The 19,127-nt window shown below is 32.8% G+C and carries 13 protein-coding genes; 8 read left to right on the plus strand and 5 right to left on the minus strand.

Going from position 1 to position 19,127, the window contains the following annotated elements; all coding sequences use genetic code 11:
• Positions 1 to 62: 62 nt before the first annotated feature.
• Positions 63 to 1,733, minus strand: a complete 1,671-nt coding sequence (locus tag ABD077_RS00540) for an alpha-glucosidase (RefSeq protein ID WP_343909448.1) — start codon at positions 1,731 to 1,733, stop codon at positions 63 to 65.
• A 691-nt stretch (positions 1,734 to 2,424) separates the two neighbouring features.
• Here ABD077_RS00540 and ABD077_RS00545 point away from each other — a divergent pair.
• Positions 2,425 to 3,456, plus strand: coding sequence for a LacI family DNA-binding transcriptional regulator (locus ABD077_RS00545; RefSeq protein ID WP_343909449.1), 1,032 nt, complete (start codon positions 2,425 to 2,427; stop codon positions 3,454 to 3,456).
• Positions 3,457 to 3,641: 185 nt separating this feature from the next.
• Positions 3,642 to 5,690, plus strand: a complete 2,049-nt coding sequence (locus tag ABD077_RS00550; RefSeq protein ID WP_343909451.1) for a kojibiose hydrolase — start codon at positions 3,642 to 3,644, stop codon at positions 5,688 to 5,690.
• A gap of 2 nt (positions 5,691 to 5,692) precedes the next feature.
• Here the strand turns inward: ABD077_RS00550 and ABD077_RS00555 are convergent, their stop codons facing one another.
• From ABD077_RS00555 to bglX, 4 genes are all read right to left on the minus strand, one after another.
• Positions 5,693 to 6,706 carry a LacI family DNA-binding transcriptional regulator gene (locus tag ABD077_RS00555; protein ID WP_343909453.1) on the minus strand — a complete coding sequence of 338 codons (1,014 nt, stop codon included), beginning with the start codon at positions 6,704 to 6,706 and terminating at the stop codon, positions 5,693 to 5,695.
• Between the two features lie 21 nt (positions 6,707 to 6,727).
• Positions 6,728 to 9,514 (minus strand): helix-turn-helix and ligand-binding sensor domain-containing protein, encoded by a 2,787-nt coding sequence (locus tag ABD077_RS00560; RefSeq protein WP_343909455.1) that lies wholly within the window; start codon positions 9,512 to 9,514, stop codon positions 6,728 to 6,730.
• Between the two features lie 137 nt (positions 9,515 to 9,651).
• Entirely contained in the window at positions 9,652 to 11,973 is a 2,322-nt protein-coding gene (locus ABD077_RS00565; protein ID WP_343909457.1) for a glycoside hydrolase family 3 N-terminal domain-containing protein, read from the minus strand.
• Positions 11,974 to 11,980: 7 nt separating this feature from the next.
• Positions 11,981 to 14,272 (minus strand): beta-glucosidase BglX, encoded by a 2,292-nt coding sequence (gene bglX / locus ABD077_RS00570; protein WP_343909459.1) that lies wholly within the window; start codon positions 14,270 to 14,272, stop codon positions 11,981 to 11,983.
• 643 nt (positions 14,273 to 14,915) lie between these two features.
• On the opposite strand from bglX, the gene ABD077_RS00575 reads away from it, so the two are divergent.
• From ABD077_RS00575 to ABD077_RS00600, 6 genes are all read left to right on the plus strand, one after another.
• On the plus strand, positions 14,916 to 15,251 hold the full coding sequence (locus ABD077_RS00575; protein WP_299605680.1) for an arsenosugar biosynthesis-associated peroxidase-like protein: 336 nt from the start codon (positions 14,916 to 14,918) through the stop codon (positions 15,249 to 15,251).
• 45 nt (positions 15,252 to 15,296) lie between these two features.
• Positions 15,297 to 16,352 carry an arsenosugar biosynthesis radical SAM (seleno)protein ArsS gene (gene arsS / locus ABD077_RS00580; RefSeq protein WP_343909462.1) on the plus strand — a complete coding sequence of 352 codons (1,056 nt, stop codon included), beginning with the start codon at positions 15,297 to 15,299 and terminating at the stop codon, positions 16,350 to 16,352.
• 2 nt (positions 16,353 to 16,354) lie between these two features.
• On the plus strand, positions 16,355 to 17,032 hold the full coding sequence (locus tag ABD077_RS00585; protein WP_343909464.1) for a TIGR04282 family arsenosugar biosynthesis glycosyltransferase: 678 nt from the start codon (positions 16,355 to 16,357) through the stop codon (positions 17,030 to 17,032).
• A 144-nt stretch (positions 17,033 to 17,176) separates the two neighbouring features.
• On the plus strand, positions 17,177 to 17,677 hold the full coding sequence (locus ABD077_RS00590; RefSeq protein ID WP_343909466.1) for a rhodanese-like domain-containing protein: 501 nt from the start codon (positions 17,177 to 17,179) through the stop codon (positions 17,675 to 17,677).
• A complete protein-coding gene (locus ABD077_RS00595) occupies positions 17,674 to 18,291 on the plus strand; it encodes a TIGR04282 family arsenosugar biosynthesis glycosyltransferase (RefSeq protein ID WP_343909468.1) in 618 nt (205 codons plus the stop codon). The genes ABD077_RS00590 and ABD077_RS00595 overlap by 4 nt, the downstream gene beginning before the upstream one ends.
• The gene (locus tag ABD077_RS00600; RefSeq protein WP_343909470.1) at positions 18,284 to 19,096 is read left to right on the plus strand and encodes a purine-nucleoside phosphorylase; all 813 of its coding nucleotides are present in this window, start codon (positions 18,284 to 18,286) and stop codon (positions 19,094 to 19,096) included. Before ABD077_RS00595 ends, ABD077_RS00600 begins: the two co-directional genes overlap by 8 nt.
• Positions 19,097 to 19,127: the final 31 nt, after the last annotated feature.

Here is a 19,127-nt window from a genome sequence, read left to right on the forward strand (position 1 = left end):
TTCGCTAACAAACAAAAACTAATTTCACTTTCTACTTTATTCATATTTGTTTTAAAATTATATTAATCTATATCTAAAACTAAACCCTGATAAGGTCTAAGGATTAATTCATTTTCTTTAGTATTAAGATCTGCATAATTATTTATCAAAACTTTGTACTCGTTCGCCACACCAGAAGCTTTAAAAACCTGATCCGATTCTGTAAAGTTAAGAGCAACTATGATAGACCTATTTTCCAAGGTCTTTTTGTAGATATATAGATTAGGGCTATTAAATTCTATTTCCTCAAATTCTCCAAAAACGAACACATCATGTTCTTTTCTAGTTTTAAGCAAGGATCTATAAAAATTCAGAATAGAATTAGGATCATTATCTTGATGCTTAACATTTATTATTTCACTATTGGGATTTGATTTGAGCCAGGGATCTACTATTGAAAATCCACCATTAATTTCATCATTCCACTGTACCGGAGTTCTAGCATTATCTCTTCCTTCTTTATTAATCATTTCCAGCGCCATTTCCTCAGAAAATTTAGAATTAATTAAATTTTCTTCATAAAAATTCAAAGACTGAACATCTTTCACCTCTTCTATAGTTTCTAAAGTTATATTGGTCATACCAATCTCATCTCCTTGGTAAATATTCAAAGTGCCATTTTGGGTAGCTAACATTGTTATTAGCATTTTTGCAGACTCTGAATGATACTCCTTATCATTTCCAAATCTTGATACCATTCTAGCGAAATCGTGATTTCCCATAGCGTTTGCAATCCACCCGGTATTATGTACTGCTTCCCTCCATTTTTTAAAAATTCTTTTCATTTGCACTAAATCGAAAGGGGAAACCTCTTCAAATTTCCCATTGACAATTGTACATTCAAGGATATCAAAATGATACAACATATCTAATTCCTTTCTGTCTGTGTTTACATACAAACCGGCTTTAGTTTCATTAATACCAACTCCTTCAGCTAATGAAAACGCATCATACTTACTAATCACCTTCTCATTCATTTCATTCAGATACTTATGAACAGTTGGCCCATTGGCATATACCTCTTCTATAATTTTTCTAAAACCGACTTCTGGAGCATCTGGATACCCTTTTGGTTTAGATATTAATGGAATCACGTCCATTCTAAAGCCATCCACTCCTTTATCCAACCAAAACCTCATGGCATCGTAAATCTCCTCTCTTACTTTAGGGTTTTCCCAATTTAAGTCAGGTTGCTTTTTTGTAAATAAGTGGAGATAATATTCTCCAGAAGCCTCGTCCCATTCCCATGCACTTCCTCCAAAGAATGACTTCCAATTATTCGGAGGACCTCCATCATCCGCAGGCTTATGCCAATGAAAATAATCTCTGTATGGACTATCCTTAGACTTTTTAGCTTCCTCAAACCACATATGTTCATCAGAGCAATGATTCGCAACCAAATCCAATATTAATCTCATACCCCTATCATGAATTCCTTTTAATAGCTCATCAAAGTCTTCCATGGTTCCAAATTCAGGCATAATTTCACGATAATCACTTATGTCATATCCATTATCATCATTTGGTGAACTAAAAATTGGACTTAACCAAATAATATCAACATTCAAACTTTGAATATAATCTAGCTTCTCTATGACACCTCTTAGGTCACCAACTCCATCATTATTACTATCATTAAAACTACGAGGGTATATCTGATAGATCGTACCTTTTTTAAACCAAGTTAGTTTCACTTAAATCTGTATTATGTTTTTAAATAATTTCATTTTACTAGTCTTATTCGTTTTGGTATTGAAATCCTTCAAAAACACACCTAACAATCGATTTAATAAAAAAATAGTTAAAAAAATCTAGTATTACTATTTATTACATCGTTTGATTACCAAAACTACAATATTATTTATATAGAATTTCAAAAACACAAATCTTTACATTACCTATACAATGCCAACCTAACAACCTTATTAATATTATAACAATTTATTTATCAGATACTTAACTATTAATTTCAAAATAAAGAATTCAATAACAAATAAAGAATTCAATCGATTAAGTATAGATTTTATATAGACAAGTGCTTTACAAATTTCTATACAATTAAGAGAAAACAAACAATAAGCATCTTATCAAACCTATTTTCAATTTCTCTAAGAAACATATGCTTTAATTTTATTTATCATAAATTAGCGTAGGTGGTACAAATACAAAATTTGACTATTTATTTTGGGGAAGGTTGTGTAAAATGTGCGTTTTATAATACTTTACTTAATGTTAGCTTAGTACACTTTTTTACGTCTATACAAAATACATAACAAATAATCTCCTTAGAAAGTAAATCAAGAACAAATAATAATACAAGCGTTTGTATTATTATATTTTTAGCAAAATTAAAATTTTATTGATAATTTTTTAATACTTAATTTGATGGTTTTTAAAAAAAGAAGGGTTAAACTTGAAGATATCGCAAGAAAACTGAATATTTCTATTGCAACAGTATCAAGAGCATTGGATAAAAACCCTAGAGTTAAAAAGAGTACTCAAGAAAAAGTATTTAAAACTGCTGAAGAAATGGGCTATATGCCCAATCAGATAGCTAAAAGTTTGAGCTCTGGAAAAACCAACATCATAGGAGTACTAATACCAAGATATGATGAACCTTTTTTTATCGAAGTGTGTAGAGGGATAGATCAATATGCTAGAAATCACAATTATAAAATTCTAATCAGTTCCTCGAGAAACTCGTATCAATTTGAAAAAGAAAACCTTATATCATTCGAAAGAGGCTTGGTTGATGGAATCATTTTATCCCCCACACATGAGACAGAAAATGTTGCCCATTTAAACGATCTTACAAGTAAAGGTATGCCTATGGTATTATTTGACAATATAAGAGAAGAAGTCTCAGGAGCAGATCATGTAATGATTGATGACATAAAATCGTCTTTTGATGCTGTAGAGTTTCTTATCAAAAAAGGAAGAAAAAAAATAGCTTTTATAGGAGGGATAAAACAAAAAAAAGTATTTCAAGATCGGTTTACAGGATACAAGTCTGCTCTTAACAAATACAAGATCCCTTTAAATGAAGAGTTAGTGTTACATTGTAACTCCTTGGACAGAGAGTTTGAGGATAGAGAAATACTAGATTTTTTTAAACATCTTACCACCACTCCAGATGCAGTTTTTACGTGTACTGACAATTATGGATTGTTAGCTATGAAAACGCTATTAAAGACCGAAAAAAAAATACCTGAGGAAGTTGCAGTAATTGGCTTTGGAGATTTGGGACTTGGAGAAGTCTTTGTTCCAACTCTAACCTGCGTATCACAACCAAGTTTCGAAATGGGGCAAAAGGCTGCTGAACTTCTAATCAAGCAACTAAATGAACCTGAGGACATACTTCATAAAAAAACAGTTGTTAAACTGGAAACTAAACTTACACAGCGAGAAAGCACTTAAAGCACATTCATTAGAAAATTATATAATTTTAATCAAATTCAAGATTCTTATTAAAAAATGATAATACAAACGCTTGTATTGCCATGCTAATTAGTTCAATTTCACTTTTCAAAATTTGTTTAGTAAATTGTGTATTCTATTTATTTTAAGATCACTAGATTCTTATTTCACAAAATATCCTAATTATGACACTAAAGAATTCAAAGGCTTTTCTTATCCAATTCGCATGCTTTTTTATCACTATATCTATTGCAGCACAAAGTGATGGATGGACAATTTCCACTACTGATAATCAAAATTACACAGGGATTGTATCTGCAAACGGAAGAATTGGAATACTACCGTCTTCCAAAATATTTGAAACAGACAAAATAATTCTGAATAACGTATACGATAAGGAGTCACCACTTGGTGTTAGCAGAATTCTTTTGGGAATGAATTTTGGAAATCTTGACCTCTATATAAACAACATAAAGTTAACCAATGAAAATATTAGTAACTGGAAACAGACGCTCAATATGAAAGAAGCTAGCTTTACCACAACCTTTTCCTATAATTCTATAGCAGAAATTTCTTATACCGTATACGCTCTTAGAAATGTACCCTATTCTGGTTATATCGATTTTGAAGTAACAGCAACTAAGGATATTGATCTAAAAGTTGTTGGAAAAATACAAACACCTACAGAATATTTACAACCTTTAAGCACATTTAGAGTTCTTAAAGATTTAGAAACCACAATGCCCATCTTACAAACTGTGGCAAAAAGCAGACTAGGAAAACATACAGTAGGCACTTCTGCTACGTTCATATGGCATGATATTAATTCTACAAGAGAAAATCAACGTCCAGAATTAGTACACACCAAACTTTCTGAGTACGACAATCAACTATCATTTGAAAAGAAGGTGTTTAAAGAAAAAAAATACAAGTTTGCGTGGACCGCAGCTCAATGTTCTACCCAAGACTTTTTTGATCCTCAAAGTGAAAGCGAGCGTTTTGTAATTTTCAATTTATTAACTCCTAGAAAAGACCTTCTATATCAACACACAAATTTATGGACTGATCTTTGGAAAGGTGATATCATTATAGAAGGTGATCTACAGTCTCAATTAGATGTTCGCTTAGCCCTATATCATTTATACGCTTTTTCTCGAGGAGACTCGGATCTTAGTATTGCTCCGATGGGATTAAGCTCTCAAAACTATAATGGTCATATTTTTTGGGATACGGAGTTATGGATGTATCCTCCTTTATTGGTACTTAATCAAGATATCGCTCGTTCATTAGTTAATTATCGATCAGATCGTCTTGATGTGGCAAAAAGGAAAGCAATCAATTTTGGATATAAAGGAGCTATGTTTCCTTGGGAAAGTGATGACACTGGGGAGGAAGCTACTCCCGCTTGGGCGTTAACAGGAACTTTCGAACATCACATCACAGCTGATATAGGTATCGCTTTTTGGAACTATTATCGAGTTACAAAAGATAAAAAATGGCTTCAAGAAAGAGGGTATCCTCTTCTAAAGGAAGTTGCAGATTACTGGGTTAGTAGATCCACAAAAAATTCTGACGGATCCTATTCCATCAAAAATGTTGTAGGAGCAAATGAGTTTGCACCTAATGTAGATGACAATGCTTTTACTAATGGATCTGCCATCACTTGTCTAAGATACGCTTCTGTAGCCGCAACTAAAATTGGAATCACTCCGAACAAGACATGGAATGAAGTAGCCGATAAAATAATCATTCATAAGTTTAAAGACGGAACAACAAAAGAACATAGCAAATACTCAGGAGATAGAATAAAGCAAGCAGATGTTAACCTGTTATCTTACCCTCTAGATATCATAACTGATAAAGAAACCATTTTAAAAGACCTAAAATATTACGAACTTAAACTCGCAGAAGAAGGTCCAGCTATGGCTCAGAGTGTGTTTGCCGTTATCTATGCCAGATTAGGTGATGCAGAGAATGCCTTTAGGCTTTTCAAAAGAAGCTATGAACCCAATAAAAGGCCTCCGTTCGGAGCGTTAGCAGAAGCAGCTACTAGTAACAATCCATATTTTGCGACAGGTGCAGGAGGAATGTTACAAACAGTTATTTTCGGTTTTGGCGGCTTATATCTTACCGACAATGGAATAATTCAAAAAAATCCAATATTACCTAAAACTTGGAAAAAACTTACGATAACAGGAGTGGGAATAGATAAAAAAACTTATGTAATTGACTAAAACTAATTTGTTGAATCTCTAAGAATCAATGAGGTTTTAACGATTTCTGTACTTGTTTTATAATTGTCCTCGGAAGTATTTAATAACCTATCCAATAGTATTCTCGCCGCCCTAGCTCCTAAATCTTCAGCATGCTGAGAGACTGTTGTTAATTTAGGATAGGAGTGCTTGGATAATATCCCATCGGTAAATCCAATTACAGAGATATCATCTGGAATTTTATATCCTAACTTATTAGCCATATTTATTGCAACTGCTGCTGCGGTCTCATCCAAACCGAGCACAGCATCAATTTCATTATTTTTAAGAAAAGACTCAATCTCCTTCTCTTCTAACTCAATATTATTTATAGGCAATTCAACAAGCGTAACACCATCATTTGCGGCAACTTCTTCATGAGCTCCTTCTAACCTTAATCTACCAACACTTAGATCAAAAATAGTAGAGATTATAGCAATTTTTCGACAACCTGTTTTAATCAAGTGTTGTACAGCCGTTTTGGAAGCATGCTTATCATCCACAATAACCTTATCACAATCCACTTCGGTACTTACACGATCAAACATCATAAGTGGCACATTATCACGCTTCAAATCTTTAAGATGATTCAATTTATTAAGCATCTGCGTTTCCTTACTCAAAGCTAAAATAAAACCATCTACACTACTATAATTAAGCATTTCTACATACTCTACCTCTTTCTCATAAGATTCGTTAGTAATGCAGGTTACGATTTTATACCCTTCTTTAGAAGCTTCTTGCTCAATCCCAAAAAGTACTTTAGCATAAAAATGATTAAGAATCTCGGGTAACAACACACCTATGGTATTAGTTTTATTACTTTTTAAACTAACGGCTAGTGCATTAGGTTTATAGTTGTAAAAGTTAGCTAACTCATGAACTCTATTTATGGTTTTCTGACTTATCTCCGAATCATTCTTTAATGACTTAGAAACAGTAGAAATAGATAGATTTAACTCTTTTGCAAGCTGTTTTAGGGTAACCTTTTTCCTCATGACTGTGCTATTAGAAATTCCTTATTTAAGACTGATAAGAATATTAGTCAAATTGTCTTTGGAGTCTAAATTAAGCTTTTTTCTTAATCTATGCCTGCTAACATCTACACTTTGTGAACTTATTCCTAATAGAGGTGCTATTTCTTTAGAAGAAAGGTTCATTTTCAGATACGCACACAGTCGTAAATCCTTGGAAGTTAGGTTAGGATAATTATTCGAAAGCTTTTCGTAAAATTCTTGATGTGATTTATCAAAATTAATTTCGAACAACTTGCTTTCTTTATCTGTAATATAATAATCCACTAATCGCACTAATTCATTGTAACTATTGGTTGGTAACTTTTGATCAGAAGCATCCTGAACCTTTACAATCTTATCCCTAATTTTTTTAAGAATTTTATTTTTATTCAAATTCACATAAGCAATCTGAGTCAGCTCTCTACTTTTTGCTTTTATTTCATCTTGTAATTTAGAATTATTAAGCTCGATGATTTTATGTTCTTGTTCTAATTTTTGCGCTCTATGTTCTTCCTCCTGTTTTTTTAATTTCATTGCTTTTTCTTCCAATAAAATCCTTTCCTGTTTTTTCATTTTATATCTATTGATCCCTCTTACTGAAACAATCAATATCAAAAACAAAATTAAATAAAGCATATAAGCCCAATGCGTTCTGTATATCGGAGGTTTTATACTAAAACTAAATGTTCCTAATCGATATTCTCCATTGTATTCTGCTCTTACTTTAAAAGTGTAATTTCCTTCTTTCAGGTTATAAAGCGTTCGCTCTGTACTCGTGGTTTTAGGACTCCAATCATCATCATTTAAGCTCGTCTGGTACTCTATTGCTTGCCCATAAATTGGTAATGCGTAGTTAATCTTCAGATCATTATCAGAAAATGCAATTTTATCCCCAACAACGTATGAATTTCCACTATTTACGGAAACAAAATTTCTAATTAGGATATCACTTTTAATAGTTTCCGAAATCGCATTATTCTTTTTGGAATACATCGCAAAACCATTAAAAACAGGAATTACAGTATTTGAATAATCAACAGGAAAAACATTCAAAACATCAGGCACCAATTGATCTTTTAATTCGTGAAGCACTATTGCATTTTCAGATTTTTTTACTGCAACTTTATCATTGCTTACATACCAAGTTTCTTCTCCATTTTTAAAAATCCTGGGAGCAGATCCTAGATTTGCTTGTATTTCCGTTTTAATAAAATCTTTGTTCTGATGAGAGTATGTGTATGTATGATAGTTTGAAGTTATTACTATTTTGTCATCTACCATGGAAAGCGCTATTCTATCACCTTCAAAATCACTTACAGGATAAAAAGCCACATCCTTTAATTGTTTTTCGTCATAGTCTAGCTCAAATTTAAACACACCATCACTATACAGTGCTACCCAAAGGTAATTTTCCTTATCTACCTCTAAATACCTACCGGATTTTTCAAAACCACTCAACTTAAACCCTTCCCATTTACCTTCTCTTTTTTGATATAGCGATATACCATTATAATTTCCAGAAACAATAACATCCTCTTCTTCTGAAAGTTTATATTTCCTGAAATTCCAAGCACCTAAATCTTCTCCCATTCGAGTTAAGACTTTACCCTCTACGGCATAAGCCCCTTTATCATGACCAACATAAACATCATCATCAACCTTTTCGATATTCCAAACCTGACCGTTTAATAGTAATTCAAAATCTTTATTAAAATCCGAAGAAGTGGTGTTACCCACATAAAGTCCTTGATTAGTTCCTAAGTAAGAAAGTTTTTGATCATTTACAATCGCGTAGGTAGTTCCCAACTCTCCAAAGTAATCATAATAATAGGTAAGAGGAGAGTTTAATTTTATATGATCCACTCCATAATCTAACGCTAACCAAAGGTTTTCCTCATAATCTTGATAAATGGATAGGATCGTATTGTTTTGGAGCCCGTTTCTCTTATTAATATTGTGAGTTTCTCCTGTACTTACGTCTAATAAGTATAATCCATTAGAAACTGTACCAAGAGCTATTCTATCATCATTAAGTTTAAGAAAAGAAAAGATCTGAGCTTTTTGAACTTCTTCTGACACAGAAAAAGTAATAGGTATGAGTTCATCATTTATTACTTTATATAATCCTTTAGTATCAGTTATAATAATTAAATTATCGTCAATTTTAGTAACGCCAACTATGTTTTCATTTAAAGTTGGATCACTTATTACAGGTATTAAATTGGTTTCCTGTAGTCTAAAAACCCCATACTTTAAATCATTTACATAGATCTGATTGTCGATACTATAACTCCACTTAAAAAGATATGGAGCGGGAATTTTGGTAATTATATTTCCTTGATTAACATATAAATTTCTGAAGGTTTGAAAAATGATCTCATTGTTAACAAAATGTGTTCTCCAATACTCTTCAATATCCGCAGCTACATCTTTTTTGTTATTTCTTAATGGCTGAATTGTATAATCCTCATATCCATTTTTAATCAACATCCCATGATGCTCATCAGCCCCAAAATATATCGTGTCTTTGTTCTTAACAAAAAGACTTCTATTTACCATTTCTGGATTGGTGTCTACTGAAGTCCAATCAGTGCCGTCAAAAATTAAAATCTCATTCCCATTAGCAATATATACTAAACCATTTTCATCTTGTTTAATATCCCAAGATTGCGCATTAAATCCCATGTTTTTGGTATCATAATGGGTTATCTTAGGAAGTGTTTTATTTTTTATGGATTGTGAAAAAATCGAAAATGATAAAAAATAAAATGTAATAAAAAGACGATACATGAGATGAGTTTTTACATAAGTAGGCTTATCAAATATACCATTAAAATCTTAACATACCTTATTTACACTTTGTTTATAAGATATCAATAAGCACCCTATACCTTTTAATCATAAAAGATGGGTATTAATTTTTTATATTATTTAAGCTTAATTTTCTTCTTTAAATCTCCAATACTAATCTCAAAATCTCCAGGCTCAGCAATAGTCTCTAACTCCTGATTTACAAAAGACAGCTCATCCTTAGTGATTGTAAAGGAAACTTCTTTAGACTCTCCTTTACTTAAAGCAATCTTTTCATATCCCTTCAAAGCTCTCACTTCAGGAGTAATACTGGCATACAAATCACTAATAAAAAGCAACACCGCTTCTTTTCCATCTCTACTACCAGTGTTTGTAACGGTTATTGAAACATCAATAGAACCATCTTCATTCATTTCTTCTGCACTTACGGATAGATTACTATATTCAAAAGTTGTATACGATAATCCATCACCAAACTCATATTGTTGATCATAGTCCGAATCATAATAATTTGGAATGGAAATGTTATCAGAGTGTTTGTGATTATAGTTTACAAATGCATGTGGATGTTTAGGATAATTTATTGGCAACCTTCCAGAAGGGCTTTCTAACCCATACAATAAATCTCCTAGAGCATCTGCTCCGTGGTTACCTGGCAAATATCCCATAAATACAGCATCTACTAAAGGCTCTATCTCGTTAAAGATGATTGGTCTTCCTTCTAGTAACACAAGCACTATTTTCTTACCTGTTTTTGCCAATGCTTTTGTTAGTTCTACTTGATCCTTTGGCAATAAAATAGAATTAATATTTCCTGGAGTTTCTGTATATGAGTTTTCACCTAAACATAATAAAATAACATCAGTTTGTTGAGCAGCCTTTACAGCGGCATCAATATTCTTTTGATCCTCGAAAGAAACCTCTTTTAATACAGTACTATCAATACCATTATCTTCTTTAAACGAAACTCCCTGAACAAATGTAGCGTTACCTAGGCCTACGATAGCTTCAGCAATTGTATTTTTATCTTTGGCATAGTTATCTGCTTCACTTCCTTGCCAATTATAAGACCATCCTCCATTTAGAGATCTCATGGTATTGGCAGTAGGACCTGTTACTAAGATTTTCGTTCCTTTTTCTAGTGGCAGAACATCTTCTTTATTTTTCAGCAATGTAAAAGACTCTAACGCTGCTTTTTTGCTTACTGAAGCAAATTTTTCTGATCCAAAATCAGGATAATCTTTAGGATCCGTGACTGGGCTTTCAAATAAGCCCAATTGCATTTTTACTTTTAATATTCTAGAAACTGCACTGTTAATTCTTTCCTCTGCTACACTCCCCTCTTTCACCAACTCTACTAAAAGTTCGGCAAACTCAAAATCATGAGGCACCATACTCATATCTACACCTGCGTTTATAGACATTTTGATTGCATCTTTAATTGTTTCCGCAACTTTATGTCTCGTATGTAGATAATTGATATCTGCCCAATCCGTTACTGCAATACCTTCGAAGCCAAGTTCGCCTCTAAGCACATCCGTTAACAAGAATTTGCTAGCATGTACAGGAACTCCATTTATTTCTCCCGAATTAATCATTAAGGTTACGGATCCTGCATCTACTGCTGCTTTAAATGCCGGCAAAAAGTATTGCCTTAATTCTCTTTCAGGAATCCATGCAGGTGTTCGATCTTTACCAGATAAAGGAACGCTATAGCCTAAATAATGCTTCATACAAGAAGCCACAGTATAAGGATCACCAAGTGTTCCCTGATAACCTTCTACCATTGCGACACCCATGGTCTTTCCTAAATAGACGTCTTCACCAAAAGTTTCCCATAACCTTGGCCATAAGGGATTTCTTCCTAATCCCAAAACAGGTGAAAAATTCCAAGGAATTGACGAAGCTCTTGTTTCATAAGCAGAAATCTTAGCAACTTCTTTTACCAAATCTCGATTAAAAGTTGCAGCCAATGCGATCTGCTGTGGAAATAATGTTGCTTCTGTAGTGTAATTAACACCATGAATAGCATCTATACCATATATAATAGGAATTTGCCTAGGTGTTTTCGCAGCCTCATCTTGAAATATCTTTATAGTTTTATACCAATCTTGTCTGGATAAAGGAATTCCTGGAGTATTTAATATAGAACCTACTTTATAAGTATGAATTGCCTTGCGCACTAAGGCAGAATCCAACTCATAAGGCAGAGCAGAACTATACTGATTATCTCCTTTGGTAACTACGTCTAAAGTAATTTGAGTCATCTGCCCTACTTTTTCCTCTAACGTCATTTCGGAAAGCAGTGAAGCAACTTTTTTATCAATCTCTGTATTCATAGAAGGTTTTTCCTTTATTGTTTTATCATTCTCTTCGGTTGATTTTGAGTTACAACTTAATACAAAAAGACTGAATACGATAATATATAATTTGTGCATCATTTAATTATTTAAAAGAAAAATTACTTTCTAGTTCTGTTTTTGAGCTACCTCCTATAAATACTTTGAAATCTCCTGGTTCTGCTTCCCATTTTTTATTAGCAGTGTAAAACTGAATCGTTTTTTCATCTATCGTAAAAGTGACTGTTTTACTCTCTTGAGGACCAAGTTCTATCAGTTGAAACCCTTTCAATTCTTTTACTGGTCGTGTTAAGCTACCTATTAAATCTCTAAGATACAGCTGTACCACTTCCTTACCTTTTACTTTCCCCGTGTTTTTAACTGTAACAGAGACCGATAATTTTCCTCCTGCACTAAATGTTGGAGCACTCACTTTTAAATCTTTATATTCAAAATCGGTATAACTTAATCCGTGACCAAAAGGAAACAAAGCATCATTCTTTTCATCAGTATAATGTGACCAAAACACCATACCATCCTGATTTACTGGTCTTCCTGTATTTTTAACATTATAATACAAAGGTGCTTGACCTCCATGTCTAGGAAAAGATACTGGTAATTTCCCTGAAGGGTTATAATCACCAAATAATACATCTGCTATTGCATTTCCAGAAGTCGATCCAAGATGCCAAGTTTCTAGTATTGCGGATGCTTTTTCAGCAATATTAGGAAGAGCCATTGGACGACCATTCATAAGCACAACTACAATATTTTTGTTTACTGCATAAACAGCATCAAACAACTTTTGTTGTGGCGGAGTTAATTCTATACTCACCTGACTTCTTGCTTCTCCAGATTGAAAAGCTTCTTCCCCTAATGCTAAGACAACTACTTCTGCTTCTTTAGCAACACTTACTGCGTTTTCAATTCCATCAAAATTATCTCTATTAACTTTCAAACTTCTAACGAAACTTCTTTCACCCACACCTATCTCAACTCCTTTTGCGTGTGAAATTTTTGCAGAACTTGATACAGCAGCCTTTATACCTTCTAATAATGATACTGCAGAATTCGGTGTTGCCATTCCTCTCCAACTTCCAATAGGAGTATCTTTATCATCCGCAAGAGATCCAATAACCGCAATACTTTTTGCATCTTTCTTGAGCGGTAATATATTACCATCATTTTTTAACAAAACAATTGATTTCTTGGCAACATCTCTAGCTATCTGTAAATGCTCCTTTGTATATATCTCTGTTTTTTCACGTTCTTCATTACTATATCTAAAAGGATCATCAAACAACCCTAATTCGAACTTAACTCGTAAAATACGTTTGGCTGCATCTTCTATAAGCTTTTCTTCTACTTTTCCATCTTTGACCAACTTTTCTAAACCAACTTCATAAGCTCTACCTTCCATATCCATATCATTACCCGCATGTATCGCTATATCAGCCGCGTGTGTTCTATCTTTTGCATATCCATGAAAAATCATTTCAGCAATAGAAGCCCAATCCGAAACGATAAAACCATCCCAGTTCCAAGTATTCTTCAAAATATCTCTTTGCAAACCTTTATGACCTGTTGCTGGAATTCCATCTATCTCATTAAACGAACTCATCATTGATGCTACACCAGCATCAACTGCCGCTTTAAAAGGAGGTAATACGGTATTGTGTAATTCATATTCTCCTATACTTACTGTGTTATAATCTCTTCCTCCTTCTGCAAAACCATAAGCAGCAAAATGCTTAGCACATGCAGCAAGTGTATTCTCTTTTGCTAAATCATCTCCTTGAAATCCCTGAATTCTCGCAACTGCTATTTTCGATGCTAAAAATGGATCTTCTCCTGCTCCTTCCATGACTCTTCCCCATCGAGCATCTCTAGAAATATCCATCATGGGACCAAATGCCCAATTAATACCAGACGCAGTCGCCTCCTTTGCTGCAATTTCTGAAGACTTTTTAATAGCCTCTAAGTCCCAACTTGCACTTTCACCAAGTGGAATAGGAAAAATTGTTTTAAAACCATGAATCACATCATATCCAAACAACAATGGGATTTTTAATCGCGAATTTTCCATTACCGTTTTTTGCAATTCTTTAGTACCTGCTACCGATGTAGCGTTAAGCATAGCCCCAACTTCTCCGTTGCGAAGTTTCTCATATTTTTCTTTATTACCAACATCCGATGGTGGTCCGGTTACATCCCAACTACCATTATATAAAACAAGCTGTCCTATTTTTTCCTTTAATGTCATTAAAGCAATAACAGAATCCACTTTCTGCTCAATATTTTTATTCTGAGAAAAACCCTGTAAAGGAGCACCTACAAACAACCCCAACAGGACAATACCACAAATATTATTTTTAGCATATTCTTTAATAATTCTCACCTATCTTATTTTTTAGTTACGTCAATTAAATTTATCTTACTTACTTTCTTAATATAAATCTGATTCGTTTTTCAAAAATCAGTAAATAAACACTTTAGATTTTTATCTCGAAATATTGATAAAGCTACAACATTACATTCTATTTTGTGCTAACTAGATAATCTTAACATTATCATTACATTTTAATTCAATTATCCCATTGACATTTATGCATATCTAAAAAAATCACTGTTAATCAACGAATTGAAAGATTTAATTGTTAAAATAATAGAAAGTTATCAGGAGTTAAAAATAAAACCTAATAAAGATTAAATAAATATATTATAACAAATTAGCTTAGGGATTAAGATCTAAAATGCAACAAATCTTTTAGTAAAAAAACATGCTTTTTATCTTAACAATTGAAGAGCAAAATAATTATAGATCAATATAATTCATAATTCCTAATAATGGTCGTCAATTAGTTATTTTGACGTGTATGATCGGTATATTTTTGACAAAAAAACTTAAATATTTAACATTCCCTTTTTTTTTATCTCCATAATGTTGATTTTAGACATAATGAATAAAAGGTAAATTTATTGTAAGTTTTAATCTATATCTTACGACATACAATAACTATCTGTTTTAAAACAACGATTATATGTCTAAAACATATTACGATCCTTCGGATCTTAGAAAATTTGGAAAAATTACTGAATGGAGCGAAGAGCTAGGAACTAAATTCTTTGATTATTATGGAAAGGTTTTCGAAGATGGCGCATTAACAGCGAGAGAAAAATCTTTAATTGCCTTAGCAGTTTCCCATGTGGTAAAATGTCCTTATTGTATTGATGCCTACACAAAAGATGGTTTACAAAAAGGAATTACTAAAGAAGAAATGATGGAAGCTGTTCATGCAGGAGCTGCTATAGAAAGTGGGGCTACACTAGTACATGGTGTACAAATGATGAATAAATACGAAAAGTTGTCTATGTAAGATTGAGGCTGATATCTTGAAAGACAATTTTAATAAAAATGATGTATGGCTACTAAGTCACTAAAAAAAAGAAATAACGAATTAGCAGATTCTAATAGGCAATTAGAAATACTAAACAATGGTATTTTTGCTAACGGTGAACTACCAAAATTTGCTGATAAAATTGCTGAAATTGGCAAAAACCCTTTACGTCCTAATAAACTTGAAATATTACAGATCAATGTTGGATACATGTGTAATCAAGTATGCGAACACTGTCATGTAGATGCTGGTCCTGATCGCAAAGAGATTATGACCAAAGAAACCATGCAACAATGCTTGGATGTTATAAGAAAAACAGGAGCGCACACGCTGGATCTAACTGGTGGTGCACCGGAAATGAATCCTAATTTTAGATGGTTTGTAGAAGAAGCAAGTAAAGCTGGAATTAAGGATTTTATAGTTCGTAGTAACTTAACGATCATAAGGGCAAACAAAAAATATTATGACTTGCCTGATTTTTTCAAAAAACATAATGTACATGTAGTGTCCTCAATGCCACATTGGACGAGAGGCAAAACCGATAAGCAGCGTGGAGATGGCGTTTTTGACAAATCCATAAAAGCGCTTCAAGAACTTAATGAGCGCGGATATGGAATGCCCGACAGTGATCTTCGACTGGATTTGGTATATAATCCTTCTGGTGCTTTTTTACCAGGTGATCAAGCTTCTATGGAAAAAGATTTTAAAAAAGCTTTGCTAGAAGATTTTGGAATTCACTTTCATAATTTATTTGCAATCACTAATTTACCCATCAGTAGATTTTTGGATTACTTAATTGCATCTGAGAATTATGAAGACTATATGTATGCTTTGGTAGAAGCCTATAATCCTTCAGCTGTAGCTAATGTTATGTGTACAAACACGATTTCTATAAGTTGGGATGGATGGCTCTATGATTGTGACTTTAATCAAATGTTAGATCTAAAAGTAGCAAGCAAGGTAAAACATATTAGCAAATACAACGAAGAATTACTTCAAAACAGAAATATTATCATTTCTCAGCATTGTTATGGTTGTACCGCTGGTGCTGGAAGTAGTTGCCAAGGAACAGTAGCTTAATTATGAATTTAAAAACCGCCATATTAGTTTTTGCAAACTCCTCTAAACAGGAGGTGCTCAATAAACCAATATTTGGAGGTGATAAACTATTCTCAGAGCTTAATAAAGCTACTCTCAAAATAGTACAAGGTACAGGGATTCCATTTTTTGTATGTACAGAGAGAGATCAGATTGGAAATAGTTTTGGAGAACGTTTTGTAAATGCAATTCAGAATATTTATGATCGAGGATATGAAAGTGTTATTACTATCGGTAATGACACACCTCATCTACAAAAACACCACTTAATTGAAAGTGTTAAGCAACTTAAAAATAATAATTTTGTACTTGGACCTTCTGCCGATGGTGGATTTTATTTAATGGGGTTACACAAATCTCAGTTTAATAAAAACACCTTTTTAAAACTCCCCTGGCAGTCTAAAAACCTGGCTAAGAGCGTGTCTCTTTTAATAAAAACTTCAAAAATCGAAGTTACTCAACTCGAAGTTCTTTATGATATAGATACGTTAGAAGATTTAAAAACTATTTCTAAAATTAGTTTTGATCTATCTAAAATGATTAAGGCCATTATCAATGAAATATTACGTCCTTTTGTTCAAATATTTCGTGGTGTAATAACAAATACATATACCTACCAACTATATTCCTTTTACAATAAAGGATCACCATTCTTCTCTTAAGACATTTATAAAGTCAATTTAGATGATTCCTATACCTTATTAGGAATTATAGCTGTTATAAAACTACAGCAGTCAAAAAGTATATCAACATTTTAGTATTGACCAATCAATCCCTTTGGGATTACAGCATTACAAACATCATATATGAAGAAAATAGCTCTTATATTTTTCTGTATACTATTACCCTTACTCGGAATAAGCCAAAATTCCTTAAAGGAGTTATTAACGCTACACAATAGTAAGAGTATCCCTTACATTACTGTGAAAGAACTGAAAACTTCTAAAAACGATGTCATCCTTTTTGATGCAAGAGAGCTTGTAGAGTACCAAACAAGTCACTTAAAAGGTGCTATTCATGTTGGGTATGATTTTTTTGAAATAAACAAAATAGTAAATCAAAATATTCCTAAAGATTCAAAAATTGTAGTGTATTGTAGTTTAGGAATACGATCAGAAGATATTTCAGAAAAGTTAAAGGAATTTGGTTATACCAACATATATAATTTATACGGCGGCATATTTGAATGGAAAAATGAAGATAATGAAGTGGTAGATATGATCGGAAAAGAAACTAACGAGGTACACGCATTTTCAGAAGAATGGGGAAAATGGTTGTATAAAGGAAAAAAAGTATACAAAAAGTGAAAGAAAAGAATCTATTATTAATTTTTACCCGAAACCCCGAATTGGGTAAATGTAAAACAAGATTAGCAGCTACCATAGGCGATCATGCTGCTTTAGAGGTATATCAAACTTTATTAAATCATACGGTAAGTATCACAAAAGATCTGGATATCACGAAAGAGGTACATTATTCTGTAAAAGTTAGAGAAAATGATATTTGGGATAACCATATCTATCACAAAAAACAGCAAGATGGTGAAGACCTAGGACAACGAATGAAAAATGCATTTCAGAATGGTTTTACTAATGGATATACCAATATCATCATCATTGGTAGTGATATGTATGATTTAAATCAGGAAGACATCGAAAACGCATTTAGAGCTCTCCAAGATCATGAATATGTAATTGGTCCTGCAATGGATGGAGGATATTATTTGTTAGGGATGAAAAGAATGACCTCTGAAGTTTTTGAAAACAAAGCTTGGGGTACTGAGACAGTCCTTCAAAACACATTAAACGATTTACAACAAACCAATATAAAATTACTGGAAGAACGAAATGATATTGACTATTATGAAGATATTAAAGACATCTCGGCCTTTCAACATCTATTAAGTTATCAAAATGATTAAATACATCAAAGAAACAACAGAGTATCTACAAGAAAAAGGATTTGAAAATCCAGAGATAGGAATCATCTTAGGAACAGGACTAGGACAACTACTTAATGAAATTGAAGTTCTAAAAGAAGTAAGCTATAATCATATTCCTAATTTCCCCACTGCAACGGTAGAATTTCATAAAGGGAAATTAATTTATGGAAATCTGGAAGGAAGAAAGGTTGTGGTAATGCAAGGTCGTTTTCATCTATATGAAGGGTATTCTCTTCAGGATGTTACTTATCCCGTACGTATCATGCAACAGTTAGGAATTAAAACATTATTAGTTTCAAATGCTTCAGGAGCCATTAATCTAAATTTCAAAAAAGGAGAGTTAATGTTAATTGATGATCATATCAACCTTCAGGGAGGATCGCCACTTGCATTTAAAGGAGTAGAACAATTAGGAACTCGTTTTACCGATATGAGTGCTCCGTATGATGCTAATCTTAATCATCAATTGGAGACCATTGCAAAAGAAAATAACATCACTCTGCACAAAGGCGTATATGCCTCTGTGGTAGGGCCACAATTAGAAACACGAGCAGAATATAGATACTTGAAGATAATCGGAGCAGATGCAGTAGGGATGAGTACTGTTCCAGAAATTATTGTCGCTAATCACTTAAATTTAAAAGTAGCAGCAGTTTCTGTACTTACGGATGAATGTGATCCTGATAATTTACAAGCTGTAGATATTGAAGAAATTATCGCTATGGCAGGAAAAGCAGAACCAGAAATGATTCTTTTATTTAAAGAACTAATAAAATCCTTGTAGAAGCATAAGATAAACCCCATTAATAGTAAAA

Source organism: Aquimarina litoralis (assembly GCF_039523995.1).
GTDB lineage: Bacteria > Bacteroidota > Bacteroidia > Flavobacteriales > Flavobacteriaceae > Aquimarina > Aquimarina litoralis.

Excerpts from the sequence above, each read along its gene's own strand:
- ABD077_RS00565 (WP_343909457.1), bottom strand. The coding sequence starts at position 11,973 with ATGCACAAATTATATATTATCGTATTCAGTCTTTTTGTATTAAGTTGT.
- ABD077_RS00545 (WP_343909449.1), top strand. The coding sequence starts at position 2,425 with ATGGTTTTTAAAAAAAGAAGGGTTAAACTTGAAGATATCGCAAGAAAA.
- ABD077_RS00575 (WP_299605680.1), top strand. The coding sequence starts at position 14,916 with ATGTCTAAAACATATTACGATCCTTCGGATCTTAGAAAATTTGGAAAA.
- ABD077_RS00585 (WP_343909464.1), top strand. The coding sequence starts at position 16,355 with ATGAATTTAAAAACCGCCATATTAGTTTTTGCAAACTCCTCTAAACAG.
- arsS (WP_343909462.1), top strand. The coding sequence starts at position 15,297 with ATGGCTACTAAGTCACTAAAAAAAAGAAATAACGAATTAGCAGATTCT.
- ABD077_RS00590 (WP_343909466.1), top strand. The coding sequence starts at position 17,177 with ATGAAGAAAATAGCTCTTATATTTTTCTGTATACTATTACCCTTACTC.
- ABD077_RS00555 (WP_343909453.1), bottom strand. The coding sequence starts at position 6,706 with ATGAGGAAAAAGGTTACCCTAAAACAGCTTGCAAAAGAGTTAAATCTA.
- ABD077_RS00550 (WP_343909451.1), top strand. The coding sequence starts at position 3,642 with ATGACACTAAAGAATTCAAAGGCTTTTCTTATCCAATTCGCATGCTTT.
- ABD077_RS00600 (WP_343909470.1), top strand. The coding sequence starts at position 18,284 with ATGATTAAATACATCAAAGAAACAACAGAGTATCTACAAGAAAAAGGA.
- ABD077_RS00560 (WP_343909455.1), bottom strand. The coding sequence starts at position 9,514 with ATGTATCGTCTTTTTATTACATTTTATTTTTTATCATTTTCGATTTTT.